Here is a 20420-nt window from a genome sequence, read left to right on the forward strand (position 1 = left end):
TTTAGCTGGGCGTTATGGCATGAGGGGCCTGCGGCAGCTAGCCGTCGGCTTGCCGGCGGGCCGGAGCCAGGTCAGGCGGACGCGAGGGCGTTCGCCGCGCCGAGATTGGCCAGCGCATCCGCGCGTTCATTGCCTGGGTCGCCATTGTGGCCCTTAACCCAGGTCATCTTCACCTTCCGCTTCGCGAAGAGGGCATCCAGCTGCTGCCAGAGGTCGACATTCTTGACGGCGTCGCCGCCGGCGGTACGCCAGCCCTTGCGCTTCCACCCGGGCATCCACTCGGTTAGGCCCTGAATTACGTACTTCGAGTCGGTGAAGACCTCGATGCGGGCGCCTTCCGGGACGCGGCGAAGCGTCTCGATTGCAGCCGACAGCTCCATCTTGTTGTTGGTCGTTCCAAGGGCACCGCCGTGTCCTTCCACAACCACGGTGCCATTCTGGTCGCGGAGCGAGAACCCCCAACCTCCGTTGGCTGCGGCGCCGACCTTGCCGTTGGCCTTGCAGGCACCGTCGCAGTAGGCGACGTAGCTGAGAGCAGTCGGAGCAGGGGCGGCGAACAGGTCGTTTTGCATTTTAGATTCTTGTGAGTGGTGTCAGCATTATAGCAGAAAGAGCTTGGCTCTAAAGCCCCCTAAAACGTTTTAGCCTTCGGGCGTCGTGGATGCACCGATAGCCGCGTGCGGGCTGTTCGCTAGACCAAGCAGGACAACTTTCACTCAAGAGGACAAACCAATGAAAATCAACAGAGTTCGTCAAAGCCTGGTGCGCAACATCAGTGCGGGTCTGGCGGTTCTGCTTGTTGGCGCCCCTGGCGTCGGCAAGACGGACGTCGTGCACGAAGTCGCAAGACAAACTGAGCGGGAACTGCTCGTTTCGCACCCGGTGGTCTCCGACCCGACGGACGCGAAGGGCTTGCCCTACCCGAACAAGAAGGGCGACGCAGCGCGGTTTCTGCCGTACGGTGTGATGGCTCAGGCGCTCAGCGCCACGAAGCCGACGCTCTGGTTCCTGGACGACCTTGGCCAGGCTGCCCCGGCGGTGCAAGCCGCCTTCATGCAGCTGCTGCTGGCGCGGCGCATCGACGAGCACGTTCTCCCGAACTGTGTCACCTTCGTTGCCGCCACGAATCGCAAGCAGGACCGCGCCGGCGTCTCTGGACTGCTGGAGCCCGTCAAGAGCCGCTTCGTGACCATCTTGGAGGTCGAGCCTGACCTGGATATGTGGATTGACTGGGCGCTCGCGAAGGGACTTCCTCCGGAGCTCGTCGCTTTCCTGCAGTTTCGCGGGGGCGACCTCTTTCACAAGCCCAACCCGACGACCGAGCTGGTGAACAGCCCGTCGCCACGTACCTGGCACAACCTGGCAAAGCTGCTCAAGGCTGGCGCTGCCGATGACCTCAAGGAGGACAAGGCCGGCGTACTGGAAGAGCTAAGCGGCTCTGTGGGCAAGGAAGCGGCAACCGAATTCGTCAACTTCCTGGAAGTGGCGAAGGACCTGCCGAGCCTGGACGACATCCTGCTGTATCCGGACACCGCGCGCATCCCTGATGAGGTCTCCACTTTGTGGGTCCTGGCATCAGGGCTCGCATCGGCAGCGACGAAGACCAACTTCGGTGCGCTGAGCACCTATGCAGGACGCATGGTCCAACAAGCCTACGGCGAAGCCGCGGCCTTCATGGTCCGCAAGAGCATCGTTCTGACCCCCGGAATCACCCAAACCGCAGCCTACTCACGGCTGCTGGCTGGTGAGGTGGGCGCATTGCTGTAAACGAACAAGGAATCAAACATGGAAATCAAGAATGCAGTGCTCGTTTCGCTGAACATCAGCGTGTGGCAAGCCAACCGCCAAGACAAGAAGATTTCGGAGCAGGTCACCGACGCCCACCAGGTGACGGACCGCCGCCTCGGACGATTCTGGAAGAGCCTTCTGCCGAAGTGCCAGGTGCTGGACACGCTCTACGCGGCCCAACGGGCGGCGCGGACGTTCCACTACGAAAACACCCTGGCGTGGATGCATGACGGCCCGCGCATCTTGCCGACGGCAAACTACGAGTCCTACATGAAGGCGATGCGCGGCTTCAAGCATCAGTTTGAAGTCGCCGTGCTCGGTCTCATCGACCAGTACGACGGTATCCGCGAAGAAGCGCGCAAGGTGCTCGGCCAGCTGTACAGCGAGAGCGACTACCCTGACAAGCAGTCGCTCAAGTACAAGTACGACTTCGACATGAAGGTGATGACGATGCCGGCGTCTGAAGGGATGCTGCATCTGGGCCTGGCCGACAAGGAGGCGCAAGACCTTTGCGCCAAGCTGGAAGCCGACATGCGTGACACGTTCAAACGGGCCAACCGCCGGATGTGGGAAGACCTGCACGAGCGCCTCGAGCGCCTGTCGGCGAAGCTGATGGACGGGGACGCCTACGTGCGCGAAGAGACGATTGCAGCGGTGCGCGACCTCGCGGACCTTCTGCCTCGGCTCAACGTGACGAACGACGAAAAGCTGGACATGCTGGCAAACCGCCTGAAGGGCTCGTTGACCAACGTCAGCGCCGCGATGGTGAAAAACGACCCCAGCGCGCGCAAGCGCGTCGCGGACGAAGCCAAGACGGTGTTCAGTGTCATGCAGGCGTTCATGGGCCAGAAGCGTGCCCCGCCGGCGCCAATGGCCGCACCTGCGGTCAACGCGACGGTGATGGAGCTCAAGCGTGCAGCCTAAGTCGGCACACGTCAAGCGGGTCATGAAGGCCCGCTCCGACATGCTGGCCGACCAGCCGTTCTTCGGGTTTCTGGCGCTGCGCCTGAAACTCGCCGAGGACCCGACGTGTGCGGGCATGTGGACGGATTCGGTGACGCTGGGATTCAACCCCCGGTATATCGATACCCTGGTCGACGTTGAGCTCAAGGGCTTGATTTCGGCTACCGTCCTGCACATCGTAGCGGGCCATCCCTGGAGGCAAGACAGTCGAGAGACAGTTCTCTGGAACGAGGCGTGCGACGAGGCCATCCATCCGATGGTCCTGAAATCGGGTTTCCGACTGCCGCAAGGCATGGCAACAGGCAAGGAGCACCTCGGATTCTCCGCGGAGTTCATCTACTCGAAGCTTCTCGAAGCTCGGCCGCCGGCGCCGCCGCCCGCGCCCCCCACACCGGAAGGTGGCGGCGGGGACGCGGATGGCGGGGACGGAGGCAGCGACCCCACCCCCTCACCCGAGGGTCAGGAAGGCCCCGAGCCCCGGTCACCGGACAACGGAAGCGGGTCGGGCGAGCCGGAGACCGGCGAGCAGGACGGCGAGGGCGGGCAACCGCAGGCCGCTCCCGTAACGCCGCAGATGCTGGGTGAAGTACGCCAGGCCCCCAAGGAGGCCGAGAACGGCCAAGGCACCAAAAGCCTGGAGACCGAATGGCAGCTTGCGGTGGAAGCGGCGACGCACATGCAGGGTGACCTGCCTGGCAACGTGATGTCACTAGTCGGTGAGGCGCTGAAAAGCAGGGTCGACTGGAAGTCGGTGCTGCAAAACTTCGTCGAAACGTCGATGCACGCCCCGGACTACACGATGGCCGTCGTCAATCGCCGCTACCTGCACCTGGGGTTCATTCTCCCAGGCCTGCGCGGGGCGAGCATGAAGACGTTGGTCGTCGCGCGGGACACCAGTGGCTCGGTGAAGAACGACTACCGGCGCCTGTTCAACGGGGAGATTCTCGACATCGTCGAGCGGCTCAAGCCAGAACGGGTTGTGGTTCTGGACATCGACACGCATATCCGCAAGGTACAGGACATGGTGGACGACGTCGCAGAGGAGCTGGACCAGACCACCTATGGTGGCGGCGGTACGCACTTCGAGCCCGCGTTCAGCTACGTCGAGGACGAGGACATCGAGTGCTGCTGCATGGTCTACCTGACCGATTTGCTGGGAACCTTTCCCTGCGAGGCACCCGACTACCCGGTTCTCTGGGCAGTCCCAGAAGGAAGCAACCGAGGAAAGCTACCGCCATTCGGCGAAATGGTTGAACTCGACGTCGACTGAAAACATCTTTTCCAATCCCGGACGCTCACGCGGTCCGGGATTTTTCTTGGGGTGCGGGTTCCGGTATAGGTCGCTAGACACAGAGCAACAGCCTTGTGCTGGGGTTGCTTCACCTCCCGTTCGCACCTCGCAAGAGGCACGGCAAACGAAGCGTCTCCCGAGCTTCGGCTCAAAGGACACCTATCTCAACACCCATGACAACTCAACCTAGCGGTTGGCATGTCGGGACAACGCGAACATCTTGAAAGCAACAGGCCAACTGCCAAACGGAGAAATCTCATGGAAGTTCAAGAACAATCGAATGTCGACCTCTTCAAGGAGTCGGCACGCCGCATGACCGAATTCTTTGCGTCCAAGGGCGTGAAGGTCAAGAACACCATCGCTCTCGAGGCGCTTTCGACCGCCCTCGGCGCGAAGAACTATCGTACGCTGCTCGCCTCGCTGAATCGGCCGGCCGCCACGCGCGCCGAGGAGGACCCGAATGCCTGGAAGCCTGGGCAGCCGCGATACACCGTGCACGCCCTCTATGAAGACAACAATCAGCGCTACTCGGACGACTTCGGGGGTGCTGACGCGCTAGAGGCCGCGGTCTGCTGTCAAGTTGACCGCAATGCGGACTTCTGCAGCGTCACCATCGCGTCTGTCATCGACCGGGTCACCGGAAAGATTGCCGACACCGGCTGGTGCGGGGACGACGAAATCGGAAAGCACGGAGCGGCGGTCCGAGCCATGCTCGACGTTGCGAAGGGTGTCCTGAGACAGGATACCAAGGTGCCAGAAGACGTGGCCGCAGCGTTTCTCTACCTGAACGTGCAAGTCGACGGAACCAGCACAGAGCTCATCGACGAGATGTCTCCGGGCGAAGGCGACATCAAGGAAAGAAAGCCGGTGACGCTCAAAGCCTACGGCCTTGAGCATGTCGTAGAGCCGGTCGAGGCCCTGGAGACCGTGGCTCGGTACATCCTGGACTGCGTGCATGTGCATGGCTGGGTCAAGCTGACCAACGAGGAGCTTCGCAGCGTGTATCACGCTTCGGCGCTCACGCGGTATTTCGAGTACGAGCTTCGTGGCGCATTATTCGACGAGAACGAGCTCGAAATCCTCGATGAAGCACTGCCTGCGGGCAATCTCGCAGGTCACCCGATGGCCCCAATCACCTGGCTGGCCATTGCAAACGACGAGCAGGTCTTCGCGCAAGGTACGCATTACACCGTCGCCGGGTCAACTCCCGCCTGACGTCATTCGAGCCGCCATCTTCGGATGGCGGCTTTGTCTTGGCACTGGCCACGCGCAGCTACAGGCGATACACCTTGTCCACAACGCCGCGTGCGCCGGCGCCGATGGTCGTCGGACGAACGAAGGTAATCCGGTCTGGCGCCAGGCGACGGATATGGCCGCGTCGCAGATGTTGCCGGGGCGGATTGCGCTGGCCATCAATTTCGTAGCCGCCGGCCCGGGCGGGCCCAGCAGGCGCTTTCATGAGGTCCAAGACCCAGCTCTCGTAGAAGGGTGGTCGGCCGTTTTTGATGCGCTTCTTGTTCAGCTTGTCAGGCGCGGGCATCCGCACACGGCCCACGTTGCTGGCGTTGACCGTCAGGCAGAACCCCAGCGCCGTGCTCGCCTCGTCACGCACATCGATGGATAGACGCGCGATGGCCTGCTCCATTGAACCAGTCTCTTGGGCCATGAGGGCGACCATCTCCGGGCACAGGTTGACGGTCTGGCACTCGTACGTTGCCGTCGTTGGTTTGAGGCGCCCCTGGCTCAAGAGAAACTCGCGCTCCAACTGGTCCGAGCCTGGCAGTGGCTCCTCTGCACCTCGCCAGATGCCCGGGTTCAGTGGGATGAACGAAGCCAGGGGTGCTACGAGCCAGCGCTTCGCATCGTCGTGGTAGTACACGGACGCAACAAAAAAGCCGGGTCGGCTCATGCCTGTGGGGCACAAGGCCGGATACCGTTTGGCCAGGCTGCTGGACCAGCAAGCAGCGATTCTCCTGGAGGATGCAGTTTCCTGGAACGCACCTCCGCCGGCGTATACCTCCTTATCCTGGGGGAAGGGCGCCTCGAGCGCGACGGCGTCGAACGGAAGCCGGATGAATTCCGAGAAGCTGTCCGTGGAGTTTTCCAGCGCAACGAGCTCGCCATGTTCGGGCAGGTTGAATTTCACGGCTTCGCGCAGGAGTTGGCCAAGTTGCTCATGGACCGCTGCGGTGGTGGTGAAGCCGTTACCTCGCAAGCCTGGCACGCGCGCTTCGAGTTCCTCGATGGCGGTGGTGGAGTAATTCAGGGCTGTAGGTGACACGCGCGGGCCTTTGCTGGAGTGCGTCCATTTTCTCTCATCAAAAGAAAAAGGCGCCGGGGGGCGCCTTTTGAATCATGAAGAAAGCTTAAGCGATGGACTGGTCCATGTAATTAGGCTTTCGGCATGACCGCTTCACCCACGGGACTGGATGTTACGGCTTCTGCTTCAGGCTCGACGGCGGCAGCGGATGCTACGCGACGACGACCGGCGTGAGCGGCAGTGGTTTCGACGAGCCCAAGGACGAATCCGAGGAACGCGACGAAAGAGAAGGCGAAGCACAAGATGAGGTTCAACGAGATGTTGTAGCCAAAAATCGCGTAAATCGGCCAGGGAGCGTCGACGATGAGTGAACCAAAGGCCAACGCGCACCCGAAAGTGATGAGGCGCTTCGACAGGGGAACCGATTGCTGCATGTTGCGGGACATGGATACTCCAAAAAATGGTCTATGCGCGGTATAGCAACGGCAGGAGGCGGCCCGAGAAAGCTGAATCTAGCAAGAAAAACCCGACCTCAAAGAGGTCGGGTTGGAATGACATTACTCGATGCCGAGCTTCGCCAGGTCCGCGAGCTTGCGCTGCGGAAGCGGCAGGTCTTTCTTCTTGCACTCGTAGACGTACCTGGCCGCGGCGGTTTCAGCAAATTCGCCGACCGCCGACGTCTGCGTCACCAGCGCAAGCAAAATCTCGTCCACGCGCTCTCCGAGCGGCTCTGCGAGTGCATCGCGCAAGGCCTGCATCAGATAGCTGATGACCTTGGCCAGGCCGCCTTCGGCCGCCTTGGTGGCTTCCTTTCGACGCAGCACGAGGCTGCCATCGTCTCCGAGCCACGCGAGGTGGTCGGGCGCATCGCCGAACTCGAGGTGCAGGGCCCCCTTCGACAGCGCCAGTCCGCGGGATTCGACGAGCGAGGCAAGGTCCTTGGCGAGGTAGATGGTCGACGTCTTGAAGGCTGTTTGCGCTGCCTTCTCGGCAGGCTCCAGCTCCGAATGGGCCAGGACAATGCGGTTGCTCACCAGCGAAGGGAAGGTTGCCCGTCCGTCGGCGGTCCACACGTTATTCTCGAATCGCGCAAGGCGCGAAGGGTCCTGCACTTTCAAGCTTTCGGCGAAGACTGCCTTCAGCTGGCTCGGCTCCGTAAAGCCCCAAAGCTTGAGGGTGTCCAGGGAGACGGCCGTACCCTTGCGCAGCTTGACAATCCGCTTGCCCAGCTCGTCCCCCTTCGGGGCGAACAGAACGACCGGTGCGCGCCAGTCCGACACGAGGTCGAAGTACTTGATGCCGCGGCCGAGTACGGACGTCACCAGCTGAGGGTGGTTTTCCAGCGCGGAGAAGAGCGGTTTGGTGCCGGCCTTCACGGCATTGGCGACTTCCTTCAGCTCTTCCTCGGTGTCCTTTCGGACCTTAGGCTTGTCCTTCTCCTTCGCCACGGTTGCGGGGAAGTGCTTGGCGATGCGGGGCCAAACAGGGCAGCTCGACATGATGTCGTTGCGAGCAACGTTCAGGCTGAGCGTGAAGTCCGGCTTGGTCACGACCTCGCCGGCACAGGAGAACCGGTAGCGGCCGAAGTGGTTCACCAGCACGCCGCCGTTGTAGACATCCAGGCTGTAGCCCTTCGGGTCAAATCGGTAGTAAGCCTCGTTGGTCTCCAGGTCCCAGGCCTCGGTGGCAGGGTCCTTCGTGATGAGCTTCGCGTTCAGATAGACAGCGCCAGGCACGTAGCGCACGAGGCGCTCGAGCTCGGCTTCCAGCTGCAGCAGCTCCGCGTCGCTCAAGGCCTTGTAGAACTTCCCGAAGATGGAGGTACCTTGGCGAGCTTCAGTCTCCTGCAGCACGTAGTCGAGACCTTTGGTCTGGACATCGACGTGCATGAGGAACTCGTTGGAGTGCCAGACGTTGCTTGCGTAGGCCCATTGCTGAGCTCTCCCGAGGCCGAATTTTCCGTATATGCGGTGGTTACCTTCGTCATGCGGAAAGCCCAGGGTTTCAAACCAGGCATAAATTTCTTCGCGCGACAGAAAGCCCGAGCCGTCATCGACGATGGTGTACTCGGTGCTCGAGACGTTGATGTCGACCCGTGTGGCGCCGGCGTCGACCGAGTTCATCACGGACTCGGACAATGCCTTGCCCATCGAGCCGGCTTGCGCCTTGATGAAGGTGTGGATGGCCAGCGGATGAAGGGTCAGCTTGCGACTCTCGATAACAGTGCTCATGGTGTCCTTGAGTTGTGGGAAGACGAGCTTCCGGTTGTGATATTTCCTTGTCCGTCGTCTAGGAACCGCCAGCAGGTGGTCTGGCGCCGTCCCGTTTAGGCAGGGGCGCCGGCATAAAAAAGCCCGGCTGTGGTGACAGCCGGGCGAGAAGCGAGGAGGTGGGGCCTAGTAGTTGGTGGTCCGAGTCAGGTGGAATTTCGCGTCGCGTGCCTGGTTTCGGTTGGCCCATAGCCAGAAGTCCACCGCCTCCACAGAGCACCTGAAGTGTTCGGCAAGTTCATTGACAGCCAGGATGGTTGCCGCACGGATAGCCAGTTCCTCCTGGCTGCCTGCCTCGATGAGTTCCTGTCGGTCGATGGCCGCCGCCCACGCCGGCGAGTAGTCGAGCAGTTCCAGCGCGCGCAGGACTTTCGGCAGCTGGTAGTCGGCCGCGGCGGTCACGTCGAGTCGCACCTCCTGGCCCCCCATGCGTGCGTTCCACTCGCTGGCGGCAAACATGAGGGTGAGCTGGGCCTTCTTCAGGTAGCGGTCGCCGTACGCAAGCGGGAACATGTACGCGAGAACCTGCGCGTCCGCCCAGGCAAGTTCGCCGTTCCAGAGCACGCGCCGTGCAATGAATTCAGCCGCGGTGGTGAGCTTCGAGGGCTCCAGCACCTCGTGAAGGATGCGGGCGCGGGCTTGAGCGGCCGGGATGTCTCCGAAGATGAAGCCAATGCCTTCGTGCGCGATGCGGGAACGCAGTTGGCTGGCCACTTCGGTGCACTGCTCGTGGATGGAGCCGTGACCGCCTAGGCCGCCGAGGGCCTCGAGCCAGGCGGCGTGGAATCCTTCCTGCATTGCAAGGGCGCCGACCTTGCCATTGTGGGCATAGCGGATGAACTGGCCCTCCGCATCGACGTCCCAGAACTGGAAGTTCATCGTGTTCATGACGATGAAATACGGAACGAACATGTGCGGATGCGCAGCCAGCGGGCTGGCACCGAGGGACGAGCCCATGGCGCCGAGGTCAGAGGGTCGTTCGAGGGCGGTAATCGCCTCCGATGCGACGCGCACCATGTGCGGGGTGTAATCGGCTTCAGCGACGACGAGAACGGGGTTTCGAAGTGGGTGAGGGTGCATTCCCTGGTTTCCTTTGAGGTGTGTTGCCTCAAAGGTGTAGGGAGCCCTCTTATCGCTATGGCGGCGATACCTCGCCGTACGGTATACGTGCGCTAGGCTGCGCGGCGCGCGCGCCACTTCAGGAAGTTGACCACAGGTGCTGCGCCGCAGGGGGCGTGCGCCAAATGCGGCTGACCAAGAAGCTCAGCCATCAACAGGCGCTCGGGGCTGCCAGGAGGCTGCTGCCGCAGGTGTGTGAGGTCGGGGGCACGGAGGTCGGCGTACGGAAGGGCTTTGATGGCAAACGCCGCAAAGTCTTGCCAAGGCAGAGCGACGTAGGGCGCCCCGAGCGCCGTTTCGAGCGGCGCGGCCAGGGCGTACTGGCCTGCTCGTGTCAACCACACGCGGCCATCCGCGGCCACGAGGACCAGATGCCGAAAGGTGTTCCAGAATTCCTTGGAGGGTGACGAGGTACGCGCAGCCATCGGCTGAATCTAGCACGCGGGTTTCACATCACAAAATCCAAGAGAAAACGCGTTCTCCCCAATGACAAAGGACCGGTGGTCCGGTCCTTTGAGCTTGGGGGGGGAGGGAGGCTATCAGGCGCCGGATGCGGCCTCGTCGCGCTTGCCCAGCAGCTGGAGCTCGCGGCCGACGATTTCGGTCGTGTACTTCTCCACGCCATCCTTGTCGGTGTACTTGCGCGTGCGCAGCTTGCCCTCGATGTAGACCTGGCGCCCCTTGGTGACGTATTGGGCCACCACGTCGGCCAGCTTGCCGTACACGGTCACACGGTGCCACTCCGTCTGTTCCTTGCGCTCGCCCGACTCCTTGTCGGTCCAGCGTTCGCTCGTGGCGACACTGAAGTTCGCGACGGCCTCGCCGGAAGGCAGGATGTTCATTTCCGGGTCGTTGCCAAGGTTGCCGACGATGATGACTTTGTTGATGGACATGGAAGGTTCAGTTCGAAGTGAGAGTGAGTTGTGGGAGGAGGGGGTGGGAAAGGGGTCAGTGCAGGTGCGCGCTCAGCGCGCCCGAGGCTTGAAGTTGTGTAGAGAGGCCCAAGCGTTTGAGGGTCAGGGTTGCGACGTTGAGCGCGACGTCATCAGGCCCTGAGAACCGAGCGACATCGACGGCAGCGGCGAAGGGCGGCAGGAGCGCCGCGGCGTCCTCAATGGGGAGCCCGTCATCCTCGGCAAGCGCCGCAACGAGTTGCAGGAGGTCCTCGACTTGAGCTGTTGGAAGCCCTACGCAGTGCAGCGCCTCGAGCTGACGCGCGAGAGCATCCAGGACCGGCGGGTCGAGGACGACGAGGAAAGAGCCCAGAGAAGGACGGAACCTTGTCTGGCTGCTTGCCTGTCGGTAGACACTGTAGAGGGGGAAGAACCTTCGCATTGCGGCTCATGCCCGCGGAGCTGTGATGCGACTTGTAGAAAGACGAGTTTAGCCCTCGACCTAAAACAATGCTTACGGGATGCATTTTAGGTGTGCTACAATGGCTGCGCTTTAGATTGATGAAAGCGGCTTAAAGTGATTCATTCCGCTCCCGTTCCCCTGTAGCTAAGTTGGCGAGGAAACCGCCTTGAAAATCAAACCCATGTCCAAGTCCCAAGCAATCTCTCTGGCGAAGCTCTTCGCCTTGCAAATCTCCGCCCAAGCTATGCTCGTCACCGATGGCATGACCATGGAGCGCGCCTGCCTCGCGGTCAGCGCGGTGATGTTCGTCCTGCCTTTCATCTCCCGCTCCGTTCGCAGCTTCTACCGCAGCGCGCTCGGCCCGCTGCCGGGGCTCATCCGCCCGTAACTCGCGCCCAGACCTGGCTCTCCATCCGCGCGAGGGCCATGTCCATCAAGGGATGCAGGCGCCTCGTGAGGGCACAGGGCCCAGAGAGCTGGCCGTCGACGTCGGTGCAGGCGAGCTCCGGGCCACCCATCATCTCAGGGTCGTACTCGTACGCGCAGAGCTGCACCCGTTGCTCGCCGGCGAACAGCGCAAACTGAACCCGAGTGGGGTCGACCTGGCTGAAGAGCACGCGCAGCTGTGCCTGGGCGCTGCCATCCCTTGCCGACTGCTCGTTGAGTTCGGCCAGCCCGAGCAAAACCGCGTCGACGAGGTGGGCCGACTGAGCGCCTTGCATCTCAAGGACGGCGAGCGCCTGGCTGCGGCTGAAGGGACGAGGGGTCGTGGTGGTTGTCATGGATGAAAAGTGGCTTCCTGCTCCCGTCTAGAACACGCAGCCGGAAATCTAAATCCATGGGCTATAGGTGAGGCCTCGGCCGTCGCGTGCGCCGCACGCATCCGAGGCTCCGCCTATTCGCCATGACTCAAGCTACACTCGCCTCGGTCCTTTCGTTTCTCCTGCCGTGCCTGCTGTACGCGCAGGCCATCCTGCGCCTCTTCAAGGCGGCGTCCCTCAAGCGCGCCTGGTACACCGTTGCTCCTGCCATCAGCTTTGCCTTCACGTCCCTGTGGCTTTCGAGTTCCATCCGGTCGCACTGGGCAGGCGGTCTGCCGGCGGAATCCGTACAGGCACAACTGAGCATCGGACCGCTCTTCTTCGGCTTCCTGCTGGTGCTGGTCGAGGTCCCATTCCTGGCTGCATGGCTATACACGGCACGAGCACCCAAGCGGCGCGCGTGAGTGTTTTTTGCTGACATCCAGAGAGGCCCGCTATCAATCTTCAACCTCAGACCCCTTTTCTCGACCGCATGAGCCAGCTTGCGGCAGGAATGCGTACCAACTTCATCCAGCTGCAAGGCGCCATCGAAGCGGCCCGCAGCCGTCAACTGACGCCGGGACGCTTCGTCGTGCTGAAAGACACCGACGAGTTGGCCCTTGTGCTGCGCTACAACGACGCGGAGCTCTCGCTGTACCCAGGCCACGACTACCCCGTGGTGGTGCGCACCGGCCTCGGCGAGCAGGAATGTGCGCTAGAGGACCTGCACATGAGCCCCCTCGACCAGGTTGTCGCCGTACTCGAGGACGACCGCCAAGTTTGGGTTCGCGCAGTGCAGACCGGCGCAGGCTGGGTCCTCCACGACGCTCAAGGCCGAGCGCTTGCCCTCGACCAGCTGGTCGAGTTGCACGCGGATTCGTTCTGACCTTCCTTCCAAGTCGCCCCATTGGGCGACTTTCTTTTGGCTAAACGCGCCAGCTACAGGTTGCGTCTTCGAACCCACAACACGCCATGAATCGTCGTTTCGCCCGCTTCCTCCTACTGCCCGTGTTTGGCGTGCTTCTCAGCGCCTTGATGGGGTGCACCGGGAAACCGGACCTTGACATCGTCGCTCAGTGCATTGCCGACAAGGCGACGCCAGCTGAAGTTTCGCGGTATGGCTCCCTGCTCGTGAGCGAGGGCAAGGTGACGCCGGACCGCTGGGCGAGCGTTGGTTGCAAGGGCGGGTGGGCGGTGGCCACGGACAAGGAAGCCCGCCAGAGCGTTGCGGAGAAGCTCCCTGAACTCCTGGTCCCCGACCCGGAGTTCCGAGCGGGCGCGTTCAGCGCCTTGCTGGGTGACGGCGCGACGTTAGAGCAACGTAAAGCAGTGGCGTCCCTTGGCCTCAAGCTGGAGGACTTTGCGAACTTGCGAGAAGAAGCCTTGAACTGCATCCAGGCACCGGAGGCGGTGCTCCTAATGATGGCGGAAAGCGACCTTCCATTCGCCATCGCAGTGCTCGGGAGTCGCGCTGACATCGGCGAACCCGCGCACGCGAGGGCGCTCGCTGCGGCGCTGCTGACCCAGGTCAGCCAGACCGCGAGCCTGAAACGCACCCAGCAGTGCGAGGGCGCTAAGGACACTGAATTTCGCGCGTACGCCGCGGAGCTGGAGAGCTTCATGGCGGGCACGCATCCGTGGGCGCCGGGGTGCCGCGCTGAGATGGACGACAAGGGCATGACGCTCTCGTGCCGGGGCGTCGACAAGCCGTAGGCCTATATCCGCGGGCCGCCCGGCCCGGCGGCGCTGCGCCGTTGTAGCTACACGCAGGGTATTCCACCACTAGGACACCTGCACAATGCAAATTCGCACAATCGCTCTCGACACCGAGACCACGGGCCTGGACGCCGGCGCAGACCGGCTCATCGAAATCGCAGCGCTCGACTTCGACCCCGAGACCGGCCTGCCCACCGGCAACACCTTTCACCGGTTCATCAACCCCGAACGGGAAATTCCCCTCGAGGTCTCCCGGGTGCACGGCAAGACCTGGTCCGACCTGAAGAGCGAACCTGTCTTCAAGGAGGTCGTGAAGGACTTCAAGGAGTTCATCGCCGGGCAACACGTGGTCATCCACAACGCGCCCTTCGACCTGCGCTTCCTCGACGAGGAACTGCGCTTGGTCCGCGGAGGCAAGATGGATAAAATCGTCGAGCGCACGACTGACACGCTGGCGATGTCGCGGCGGCACACGACGGCCAAGGTTCACACCCTGGACGCGCTGTGCGACCGCTACGGCATCGACCGCACCAAGCGCGTGCTCCACGGGGCCTTCGTCGACTGCGAAATGCTCGCAGCCGTGTATCCACCCCTTCTGGCAGACGCCAACCAGCTTGTCGCGCGCCTCAATGCCGTGCTGCCGTTTCCCCTCGGAGATGCGGTGCCTGATTCCATTGAGGGCATGGCCAAGCGCGCGCTGTTGCTGGCCGACCTCAAGAAGGTCCTGGAAAAGGAGTACGACCGCTATACCGAGCCTGTCAAGAAGCTGACCGCCGGCAAGGACTTTGCGACCGAGCTCTTTGAGGTCACATACACCCCCAGCACCAAGACCGACTGGAAGAAGGTGCAGGCCAACCACCTCGAAGGGGTGGACCTCAAGCAGTACCAAACGCCGTCGAGTAGCATGTACATCCGCTACGTGTGATTCCCGAAACCAGCCCTTGCGGCTGGTTTTTCTTTTGCCCGATGCGGAAGGTCACAATAGAAAAGGCCCCTGACACGAATGTCAGGGGCCTCGAATGTTGATGTAGTCAGTGGCGGGGTAGGTAGCCACCGGCGAAACCGCGTTGGGGGTCGCCGTAGAGCCGAGCCAATCCACAGTTGTCCATCCATGCCTGCACCAGGTGCGCAGGCGCGCTCCTGATGCCGGCCTTGAGCTGCTTCGCATCCTGGCGCCTCACGTAGATGTAGGGCATGCCGAGACGTGCGGATGCCTCGCTCACTTCCGTGGGCGGCTCCTCGATGAACGCGACCTGCTCGCCGGCCAGCGAGATGCGTGGAGCTGCCTCCAGAAGCTTCGACGCATGGTCAATCTGGCGATGCAGTTCAACCTCGGTCAGGCCCCTGGCCCGGCAGCGACTCGCGATGCGCCAGGCGGCCAGCTCCTCAGGGGTTACGCCCGGGCATCGACCTTGGTAGGCCGAAGTCAGGCAGTGGTCCGCCGCAGCGATGACCAGCTGTTGCTGGGTGGGGTTCACGCCGATGAAGCGCAAGAACTGGCCAAGCGACGAACCCTCGAAGTACTGCTCCGGCGGCATCCCGTATCCGGGGTCGCCCGGGTGGTGATGGTCGATGATGTCGTCGGGCCTCAGCCCCATGACGGCGCACTCCACAAACACCTGGTGTGCGCCCACGGGAATGAGAGCGGTGACACCATTTGCTTGATAGGCTTCGTGCGAGTGGACGATGTTCCCGCCGACGGTTGCAAAACCGAAGGCGAGCCCGCGCTCTTCACAGATGCGGGCAATTTCCTGCATTTCGTGGTCCGGAGCGCCGAGTACGAAAAAATATGTTTTCATGTTGACTCAACGTTCAAATAGTTAAATGTTCCTGGGCCGTATAGCGAGCGGCCCGAACGTCTGCGGCGTTTAAGGGCCCGCGGGCGGAACGCGTTTAGGTACGAGAGCTCGGACTCCGCATCGCCCTCCAGGGAAGGCGCAACAGGCAGGCTGGCCAAGCTTGACGTCCACGCGGCTAAAACCGGACGCTAAATAGGCCATGACCCGTTCGTATGCAACCGACCGGCCAGCACAGCATGTTTGGCACATCACGTATTCCAGCAAGAGCGGGCAGCCGCTAGTGCCGGTTGCGGACGCCCACTTGCAGGCCGAGTCGTTGCACCTGGAGGTACTCGCGCTTCGCTTGCTGTACGCGCAGCAGCGCGAACGCATCGCGCAGCTCGAGGCGCAGTTGCAGGCCCGCTCGAGCGGGTCGATTTCCCTCACTTCCCCCCAATGACCGATTTAGCAAAGCCCGATTTCGAATACCGCGTGACGTACGCGGTTGTGCCTTCCGACTTTCCGGACCACGCTCGCGTGGCTGAGGACATGTCAAGGATTTCGCCCAAGCCGCCCAAGGGCGGGGGCTGGCAACTGGCTGGGTCGACGCCGGTTCAGAACGCGAAGGGCTGCGTCATCTTCTACCAGTGGGAGCGCCCGGCCCGCGAGCGCGCTCCGGCCGGCTGAGGCGCCATGGACGCCGAGCTCCGTTCGCTTGCGGTGGACGTGCTGTTGCCAGCCTGGGGCTGGCGCTGGGCGTTCATCATCGGGGTGGGCGTCCTGCCCTTTGCACTGCCCGCCATACTCCCCCTTCAGTGGAAGGACGTTGTCAAATCCGAGCTCCAGCACATCTGCGGTGTTGTAGGGTTGATGCTGTGCTTTCTCAGTTTTGGACTTGCTGTGGATACGGTCTTGGTCGAAGCGAGAAGCTCGCTGGCGCTTGTGGAGACGCAGTGCAAGGTTGCGCAGGCCCCTGATAGCCGGTGGAGCCGGCTGCAGTGCGACCCGGGCGGCTTCTACTTCGTTGAGAAGCCCATCGACGCCGCCCCCGGCGAGACTCTTCTGGTCACGCACCTGAGGATGTCGGGTTGGGCTCTAAAGGCTGAGCGCATCGCGCCTTAAAAAAGCCGCGGTGCCTGCAAGGCCCGAACGGCTCAAAGGCAGGCGAGGGCGAACCACCCGTCCGTGGGCCGGCCCAGGAGCCGGTCGACTGCCTGGCGAGCTTCCTCCGGCGTTCGAGCAAAGCCTGCGAGCAGCAGGGAAACGGCGCCCGCGCGGCGCGCGGCGAGAAGCTTCAGACAGGTAGTACGGCCCGGGCGGAAGGCCAGCTCGAGTGCCAGTCTCTCGACGCCCCGCTCGGCGAACAAGTCCAGGCGGCCCTCAATGACCCGTCCCTCGTGAAAGTACTCCTGTTTGGCGGTGCGAGTGACGCGTGCGCCGTTTTTCTCCAAGACCCAAACAAGGAGGTCAAGCATCCGCTCAGTCTGCTCGCGTGCGAGCCGTCGGTCTGCGCGTGCCTTGGCCCATAGGCTCGGTGCAGCATTGCGCACCAAGCGGGCGAGCGATGGCCCGGCGGCCGCAGAAGCCACGTGTGCCGGAAGCAATGTGCCCTCCGAACCGGGCTCCCTGAGCGCCGGTGCGGAAGACGGGGCCTGAAGGTCGGTGTCGGAGGGCGGCATTGTGGAGCCTCAGAGAAGGTTGGTCAGCTCTTCAGATGGAGCAGGTAGATGAGGGCGCCGCCCAGGACGACGCTTAGGAGAACGCAGATTCCCGTGATGAGCTCTGCGTTTTGACGAAGCCAGCGTGTCACAGCGAGGCTCCCTGATGGGATGAATTGTGGAATGGTCCGGACATGGCAAATGGGGTTAGAAAGTTGACAGCGCGTATAGGTAGCCGCTCAATTGAACGTGTTGAGCGGTTTCGTGTTGAGGAGCGTCAGGTACGGCCGCTTGAGCTGGTTGTGCTTGCTCGCGCTGAGGTATGTCGCGCCGTAGGCCACGGGCGGGGAGGCGAACGTGCGCTTGGGACCCGGGGTTGCGACTGCGACGTCAGTGACCTCGCCCAGGACCGCTTCATAGAAGGCTTCGTCCTGCTGGACCTGGGCGGTCGAAGCGGCCGCGGGGTCTCGCTTGCGGGTCATGCGCCTGGTGATGTAGGCGTTTACGCGCTTTGCTGGCTGGAGATAGGCCATCAGCAAGCCAGCAACGCCAAAGGCGACTAGTACCCAGTTTTGAAGAAAAAGGCCTACGGCCACGGTACCTGCCGCCAGAAGCCAATCCAGGGCGCCGAGATAACGAATGAGTTTTTCCATGATTCTGTTGGGGAGGGGTCCGCCTTGTAGAGAGGTGGTTTAGCCGGAGCCGCTCGTCGCGGGCGAAGAAAAAGAGCGTCGACGAATCGACGCTCTTTGAAAATGAAGCCTTTTAGGCTTATCCCTTCAGCCAGACCTCGCCAGCTTCGGGTTCGCAGCCGGCCTTCACCCCGTAGGGACGAAGGAAGTGCTCAGCTGCATCGGTCATGACCCGTCCGATGATTTCGTTGTACTCGTCCAGCACCTCGTCGGGCACCTCGAAAAGCACTTCGTCGTGGACCTGGTTGATGATGGTGTCGAAGACCTTCGGGTACTTGCGAAACTCCTCCATCACCTTGCCCAGAATGTCGGCGCCGGTCGACTGGTCTTCGTAGCTCAGTGCCGCGTTCAAGCCGAACGCATAGATGAGCCGGTTGCCCAGCGTGTAGGAGGCGTAGACAGCCTTCTTGCCGAAGCGGCCGCCACGGTCCTTGTCCGGAATCATCACCGTTTCCTGCGGGTTCAGCTCGGTCCACTTGTGCCAGAGGTCGATTTCGACGTATGCCGCAAGCCATTGCGCGCGAACTTCCGTGGCCTCTTCCAACGTCCAGTGGATATTGTAGTTCTTGGCAGCAGCGTCCATCAGGCCGCGTGCTTGCATCGCGTACAGGAGGGAGAGGTTGCCGACCTTGCCGGTTTGACGGACGTCGCCCAGCTCAGCCTTCCACTTCTTCAGCTCCTTGGCCACATCTTCGCCCTTCAGGCCTCCGAAGAGAGCCTTGGGGTTGCGGCCTGTCATGTCCAGCGCGGTCCACGTGTGGATGTCCATGCCTTCAATTTCGAACGCGTCGCGCAGGGAGCCCCAATCGGCGGTGCCGGCGGCGTCCGCGCGCATCCGCACTTCGGCCAAGCAGCGCTGGAAGCCCGAAAGCAGCTGCGTACGCTGCAGCTTGCGGTACTTGTCCCAGAACGCCTTGCTCGCATCTTTGCCTGCTTCCATGGCCGCTTCGCGACCCAGCTTCCACTCCTCGAAGTCCTTGACGGCCTTCAGCTCGAGCGCTCGCGCGTCTTCGTAGGTCACCCGGCCCTCAAGCACCCGGCTGATGCACAGGAACACATCGTTCTGCACCACATGGTCGCCCATGTAGGTCTCGACGATTTGCCTCTGAGCGCGAATCGCGAGCGCCGCGCCCACCCGCATGTCCAGTGCCGAATAGTCGGCGGAGACAATCTTGTGGCCAGGCCGAGCACGAACGCAATTTCGGAACTTCTGGTCCCGCGGAAACTGCTGGCAGTTCGGCTCCGACGAAGACAGGCGCCCTGTCACGGGGCCGTGCCCCGTGTTTGGATGCAGCCGCCCATCGTGCGACCGCCCCGCGTACGAGGAGACTTCCTTGGCCATGCCGCCGGCCTTCTTGGCACGGTTGAGTGCGGTCCAGGTGTCGAACAGGGCCTTGGCTTCGGGCGTGATGGCCGCGCGAACGCGCCGCAGGTCCTTTTCGCCAATCTTGAAGGCGCCGGTCTTCTCGGTCATCTCCAGCTCAATGCCGCGGCTCGTGAACGCCGTCCCGATAGCCTCTTTCAGCTTCGCGTTGACCCCGGTGGTCGGGTCGCTCAGCGCAGGCAGATAGTCCTTGAGCGCAGGCTCGAGTTCCGCCATCTTCGCAGCGTGCTCGCGCACCTTTTCCCACTGGGCCGCAACGTAGCCTTCGGATTCCTCCAGGTTCCACGGCATGCCCGTCTCGCGCATCCGCACGATGTCCCAGACCTGGGGCTCGATGATGCGCAGGGGAGCGTGCTCCTCGCGCAACTCGAAATAGCGCTCCAGCAGTTCCGCCGGGTCGTCGATTTCGAAGAACGACATCAGGAGCTCCAGGAGCACCTTCACGTCGTCCGTTGCGTAGTCGTACGCCTTCTGGGTCAGGAACGGCTCGCACCAGTTCTTCGGGCCTTGCATCTCCTTCGGAAGCACCTTGCGCAGCCGGCTGACCGCCAGGTCGGCTAGCGACCAGCCCGACTTGCCGCCCATGAACATGGACACGGCTTCGGCCTGCAACGTGGGGTCTTCGTCCTCATCCTGGCACATGCGCGCCATGACAACGGGCTGCTCGGGGTAGAGGACCCGTGCGATGAGCATCGAATCCAGGAGCAGCGACGGCTCGGTTGTCGCGTAGGTGCGGGTCCAGTAGGCGTCGAAGCCCGCGTTGTGCGCGATGACGACGTTTGTGAAGCATGCAGAGCACACGTCCACCTTCTCAGCTTCGGTGAGCTGGTCCAGGTCGAAGGATTCGACGAGGAACTTTGAGGTGACTGGAAAGCCGCAAGGCGTCGGGTAGAGAACCGACATCACCCGCAGCCGAAGCTCCGAGTCGACGCCGCGTTGATACTGCTTGCCGGAGAACTTCTGCTCCTTGCTCGCCGGGTTGAGGCCCGTTGTTTCAACGTCGATGATTTTCCACGGCGCCGCCGTGATGCGCGCCAGGAGCAGCTTTTCAGCTTTTGCCCATGGCACTGCTACGTGGGTGACCGGGTCGACGTAGTCGAGGTCGAAGCCCATTTGTTTGTTCATGAAAGTGGTTCCTTAAAAGCACGAGGTTTGGTTTCGCCACCCTCGCTGGTGGCCTCACCCGCCTATAGCGAACAGCGCCTACCGTGCTTTGCTGAGACCTTAAATCGCGCAGCTTCATGGCCGCACCCCGGGCTAAAGGGCATGGCTATCCCCTGAGACCGACCTCAATTTCGTGCTCACCAGACCTCACGCGGTTTACGTGGAGACCTGATATCGCTTC

At 62.3% G+C, this 20420-nt stretch carries 23 protein-coding genes and 1 pseudogene; 11 read left to right on the top strand and 13 right to left on the bottom strand.

Annotation, left to right across the window (positions count from 1 at the left end; genetic code table 11):
- Nucleotides 1-71: 71 nt before the first annotated feature.
- Nucleotides 72-572, bottom strand: a complete 501-nt coding sequence (rnhA, locus tag E5P2_RS31495) for a ribonuclease HI (RefSeq protein ID WP_162571082.1) — start codon at nucleotides 570-572, stop codon at nucleotides 72-74.
- Between the two features lie 160 nt (nucleotides 573-732).
- Here rnhA and E5P2_RS31500 point away from each other — a divergent pair, with 160 nt between their 5' ends.
- The 4 genes from E5P2_RS31500 (at nucleotide 733) to E5P2_RS31515 (ending at nucleotide 5257) form a co-directional block, all read left to right on the top strand.
- Nucleotides 733-1767, top strand: coding sequence for an ATP-binding protein (locus E5P2_RS31500; protein WP_162571083.1), 1035 nt, complete (start codon nucleotides 733-735; stop codon nucleotides 1765-1767).
- Between the two features lie 18 nt (nucleotides 1768-1785).
- A complete protein-coding gene (locus tag E5P2_RS31505; RefSeq protein ID WP_068673835.1) occupies nucleotides 1786-2712 on the top strand; it encodes a hypothetical protein in 927 nt (308 codons plus the stop codon).
- A gap of 22 nt (nucleotides 2713-2734) precedes the next feature.
- On the top strand, nucleotides 2735-4021 hold the full coding sequence (locus E5P2_RS31510) for a vWA domain-containing protein (RefSeq protein ID WP_162571084.1): 1287 nt from the start codon (nucleotides 2735-2737) through the stop codon (nucleotides 4019-4021).
- A 279-nt stretch (nucleotides 4022-4300) separates the two neighbouring features.
- On the top strand, nucleotides 4301-5257 hold the full coding sequence (locus E5P2_RS31515; protein ID WP_162571085.1) for a glyoxalase superfamily protein: 957 nt from the start codon (nucleotides 4301-4303) through the stop codon (nucleotides 5255-5257).
- Between the two features lie 58 nt (nucleotides 5258-5315).
- Here the strand turns inward: E5P2_RS31515 and E5P2_RS31520 are convergent, their stop codons facing one another.
- The 7 genes and pseudogenes from E5P2_RS31520 to E5P2_RS31550 form a co-directional block, all read right to left on the bottom strand.
- Complete coding sequence (locus tag E5P2_RS31520) at nucleotides 5316-6323, bottom strand: hypothetical protein (RefSeq protein ID WP_162571086.1); 1008 nt, start codon at nucleotides 6321-6323, stop codon at nucleotides 5316-5318.
- A 110-nt stretch (nucleotides 6324-6433) separates the two neighbouring features.
- Entirely contained in the window at nucleotides 6434-6748 is a 315-nt protein-coding gene (locus tag E5P2_RS31525; RefSeq protein WP_162571087.1) for a hypothetical protein, read from the bottom strand.
- A gap of 111 nt (nucleotides 6749-6859) precedes the next feature.
- Entirely contained in the window at nucleotides 6860-8533 is a 1674-nt protein-coding gene (locus E5P2_RS31530) for an ATP-binding protein (RefSeq protein ID WP_068673825.1), read from the bottom strand.
- Between the two features lie 165 nt (nucleotides 8534-8698).
- Nucleotides 8699-9652 carry a queuosine salvage family protein gene (locus E5P2_RS31535; protein WP_162577697.1) on the bottom strand — a complete coding sequence of 318 codons (954 nt, stop codon included), beginning with the start codon at nucleotides 9650-9652 and terminating at the stop codon, nucleotides 8699-8701.
- 92 nt (nucleotides 9653-9744) lie between these two features.
- A complete protein-coding gene (locus tag E5P2_RS31540; protein WP_068673821.1) occupies nucleotides 9745-10116 on the bottom strand; it encodes a hypothetical protein in 372 nt (123 codons plus the stop codon).
- 117 nt (nucleotides 10117-10233) lie between these two features.
- Nucleotides 10234-10584, bottom strand: a pseudogene (gene ssb, locus E5P2_RS31545) (single-stranded DNA-binding protein); the annotation flags it as partial.
- Nucleotides 10585-10639: 55 nt separating this feature from the next.
- Nucleotides 10640-11026 (bottom strand): hypothetical protein, encoded by a 387-nt coding sequence (locus tag E5P2_RS31550; RefSeq protein WP_068673817.1) that lies wholly within the window; start codon nucleotides 11024-11026, stop codon nucleotides 10640-10642.
- A gap of 187 nt (nucleotides 11027-11213) precedes the next feature.
- On the opposite strand from E5P2_RS31550, the gene E5P2_RS31555 reads away from it, so the two are divergent.
- Nucleotides 11214-11435 (top strand): hypothetical protein, encoded by a 222-nt coding sequence (locus tag E5P2_RS31555; protein WP_146039464.1) that lies wholly within the window; start codon nucleotides 11214-11216, stop codon nucleotides 11433-11435.
- Here the strand turns inward: E5P2_RS31555 and E5P2_RS31560 are convergent.
- Nucleotides 11422-11829: a hypothetical protein gene (locus E5P2_RS31560; protein WP_068673813.1), complete on the bottom strand. Its 408-nt coding sequence runs from the start codon at nucleotides 11827-11829 to the stop codon at nucleotides 11422-11424. The two genes, E5P2_RS31555 and E5P2_RS31560, sit on opposite strands and share 14 nt — an antisense overlap.
- Nucleotides 11830-11951: 122 nt before the next feature.
- Here E5P2_RS31560 and E5P2_RS31565 point away from each other — a divergent pair, with 122 nt between their 5' ends.
- From E5P2_RS31565 to E5P2_RS31580, 4 genes are all read left to right on the top strand, one after another.
- Nucleotides 11952-12272, top strand: coding sequence for a hypothetical protein (locus tag E5P2_RS31565; protein ID WP_068673811.1), 321 nt, complete (start codon nucleotides 11952-11954; stop codon nucleotides 12270-12272).
- A 68-nt stretch (nucleotides 12273-12340) separates the two neighbouring features.
- Entirely contained in the window at nucleotides 12341-12733 is a 393-nt protein-coding gene (locus E5P2_RS31570; RefSeq protein WP_162571090.1) for an FAD-dependent oxidoreductase, read from the top strand.
- A gap of 86 nt (nucleotides 12734-12819) precedes the next feature.
- Nucleotides 12820-13560 (top strand): hypothetical protein, encoded by a 741-nt coding sequence (locus tag E5P2_RS31575; protein ID WP_162571091.1) that lies wholly within the window; start codon nucleotides 12820-12822, stop codon nucleotides 13558-13560.
- Nucleotides 13561-13645: 85 nt separating this feature from the next.
- Nucleotides 13646-14488, top strand: a complete 843-nt coding sequence (locus E5P2_RS31580) for an exonuclease domain-containing protein (RefSeq protein WP_068673805.1) — start codon at nucleotides 13646-13648, stop codon at nucleotides 14486-14488.
- A gap of 106 nt (nucleotides 14489-14594) precedes the next feature.
- Here E5P2_RS31580 and E5P2_RS31585 read toward each other — a convergent pair whose 3' ends face one another.
- Nucleotides 14595-15362 (bottom strand): hypothetical protein, encoded by a 768-nt coding sequence (locus E5P2_RS31585; protein WP_162571092.1) that lies wholly within the window; start codon nucleotides 15360-15362, stop codon nucleotides 14595-14597.
- A gap of 199 nt (nucleotides 15363-15561) precedes the next feature.
- Between E5P2_RS31585 and E5P2_RS31590 the strand changes: the two genes are divergently transcribed.
- Nucleotides 15562-15801 (top strand): hypothetical protein, encoded by a 240-nt coding sequence (locus E5P2_RS31590; RefSeq protein WP_068673801.1) that lies wholly within the window; start codon nucleotides 15562-15564, stop codon nucleotides 15799-15801.
- Between the two features lie 233 nt (nucleotides 15802-16034).
- Nucleotides 16035-16463 (top strand): hypothetical protein, encoded by a 429-nt coding sequence (locus E5P2_RS31600; RefSeq protein WP_068673797.1) that lies wholly within the window; start codon nucleotides 16035-16037, stop codon nucleotides 16461-16463.
- Between the two features lie 32 nt (nucleotides 16464-16495).
- Here the strand turns inward: E5P2_RS31600 and E5P2_RS31605 are convergent, their stop codons facing one another.
- The 3 genes from E5P2_RS31605 to E5P2_RS31615 form a co-directional block, all read right to left on the bottom strand.
- Nucleotides 16496-16816, bottom strand: coding sequence for a hypothetical protein (locus E5P2_RS31605; RefSeq protein ID WP_068673795.1), 321 nt, complete (start codon nucleotides 16814-16816; stop codon nucleotides 16496-16498).
- Between the two features lie 422 nt (nucleotides 16817-17238).
- Nucleotides 17239-17652, bottom strand: coding sequence for a hypothetical protein (locus E5P2_RS31610; RefSeq protein WP_068673793.1), 414 nt, complete (start codon nucleotides 17650-17652; stop codon nucleotides 17239-17241).
- Nucleotides 17653-17770: 118 nt separating this feature from the next.
- Nucleotides 17771-20188: a DNA polymerase gene (locus E5P2_RS31615; protein ID WP_068673791.1), complete on the bottom strand. Its 2418-nt coding sequence runs from the start codon at nucleotides 20186-20188 to the stop codon at nucleotides 17771-17773.
- Nucleotides 20189-20420: the final 232 nt, after the last annotated feature.

The organism is Variovorax sp. SRS16 (genome assembly GCF_901827165.1).
Classification (GTDB): Bacteria; Pseudomonadota; Gammaproteobacteria; order Burkholderiales; family Burkholderiaceae_C; genus Variovorax.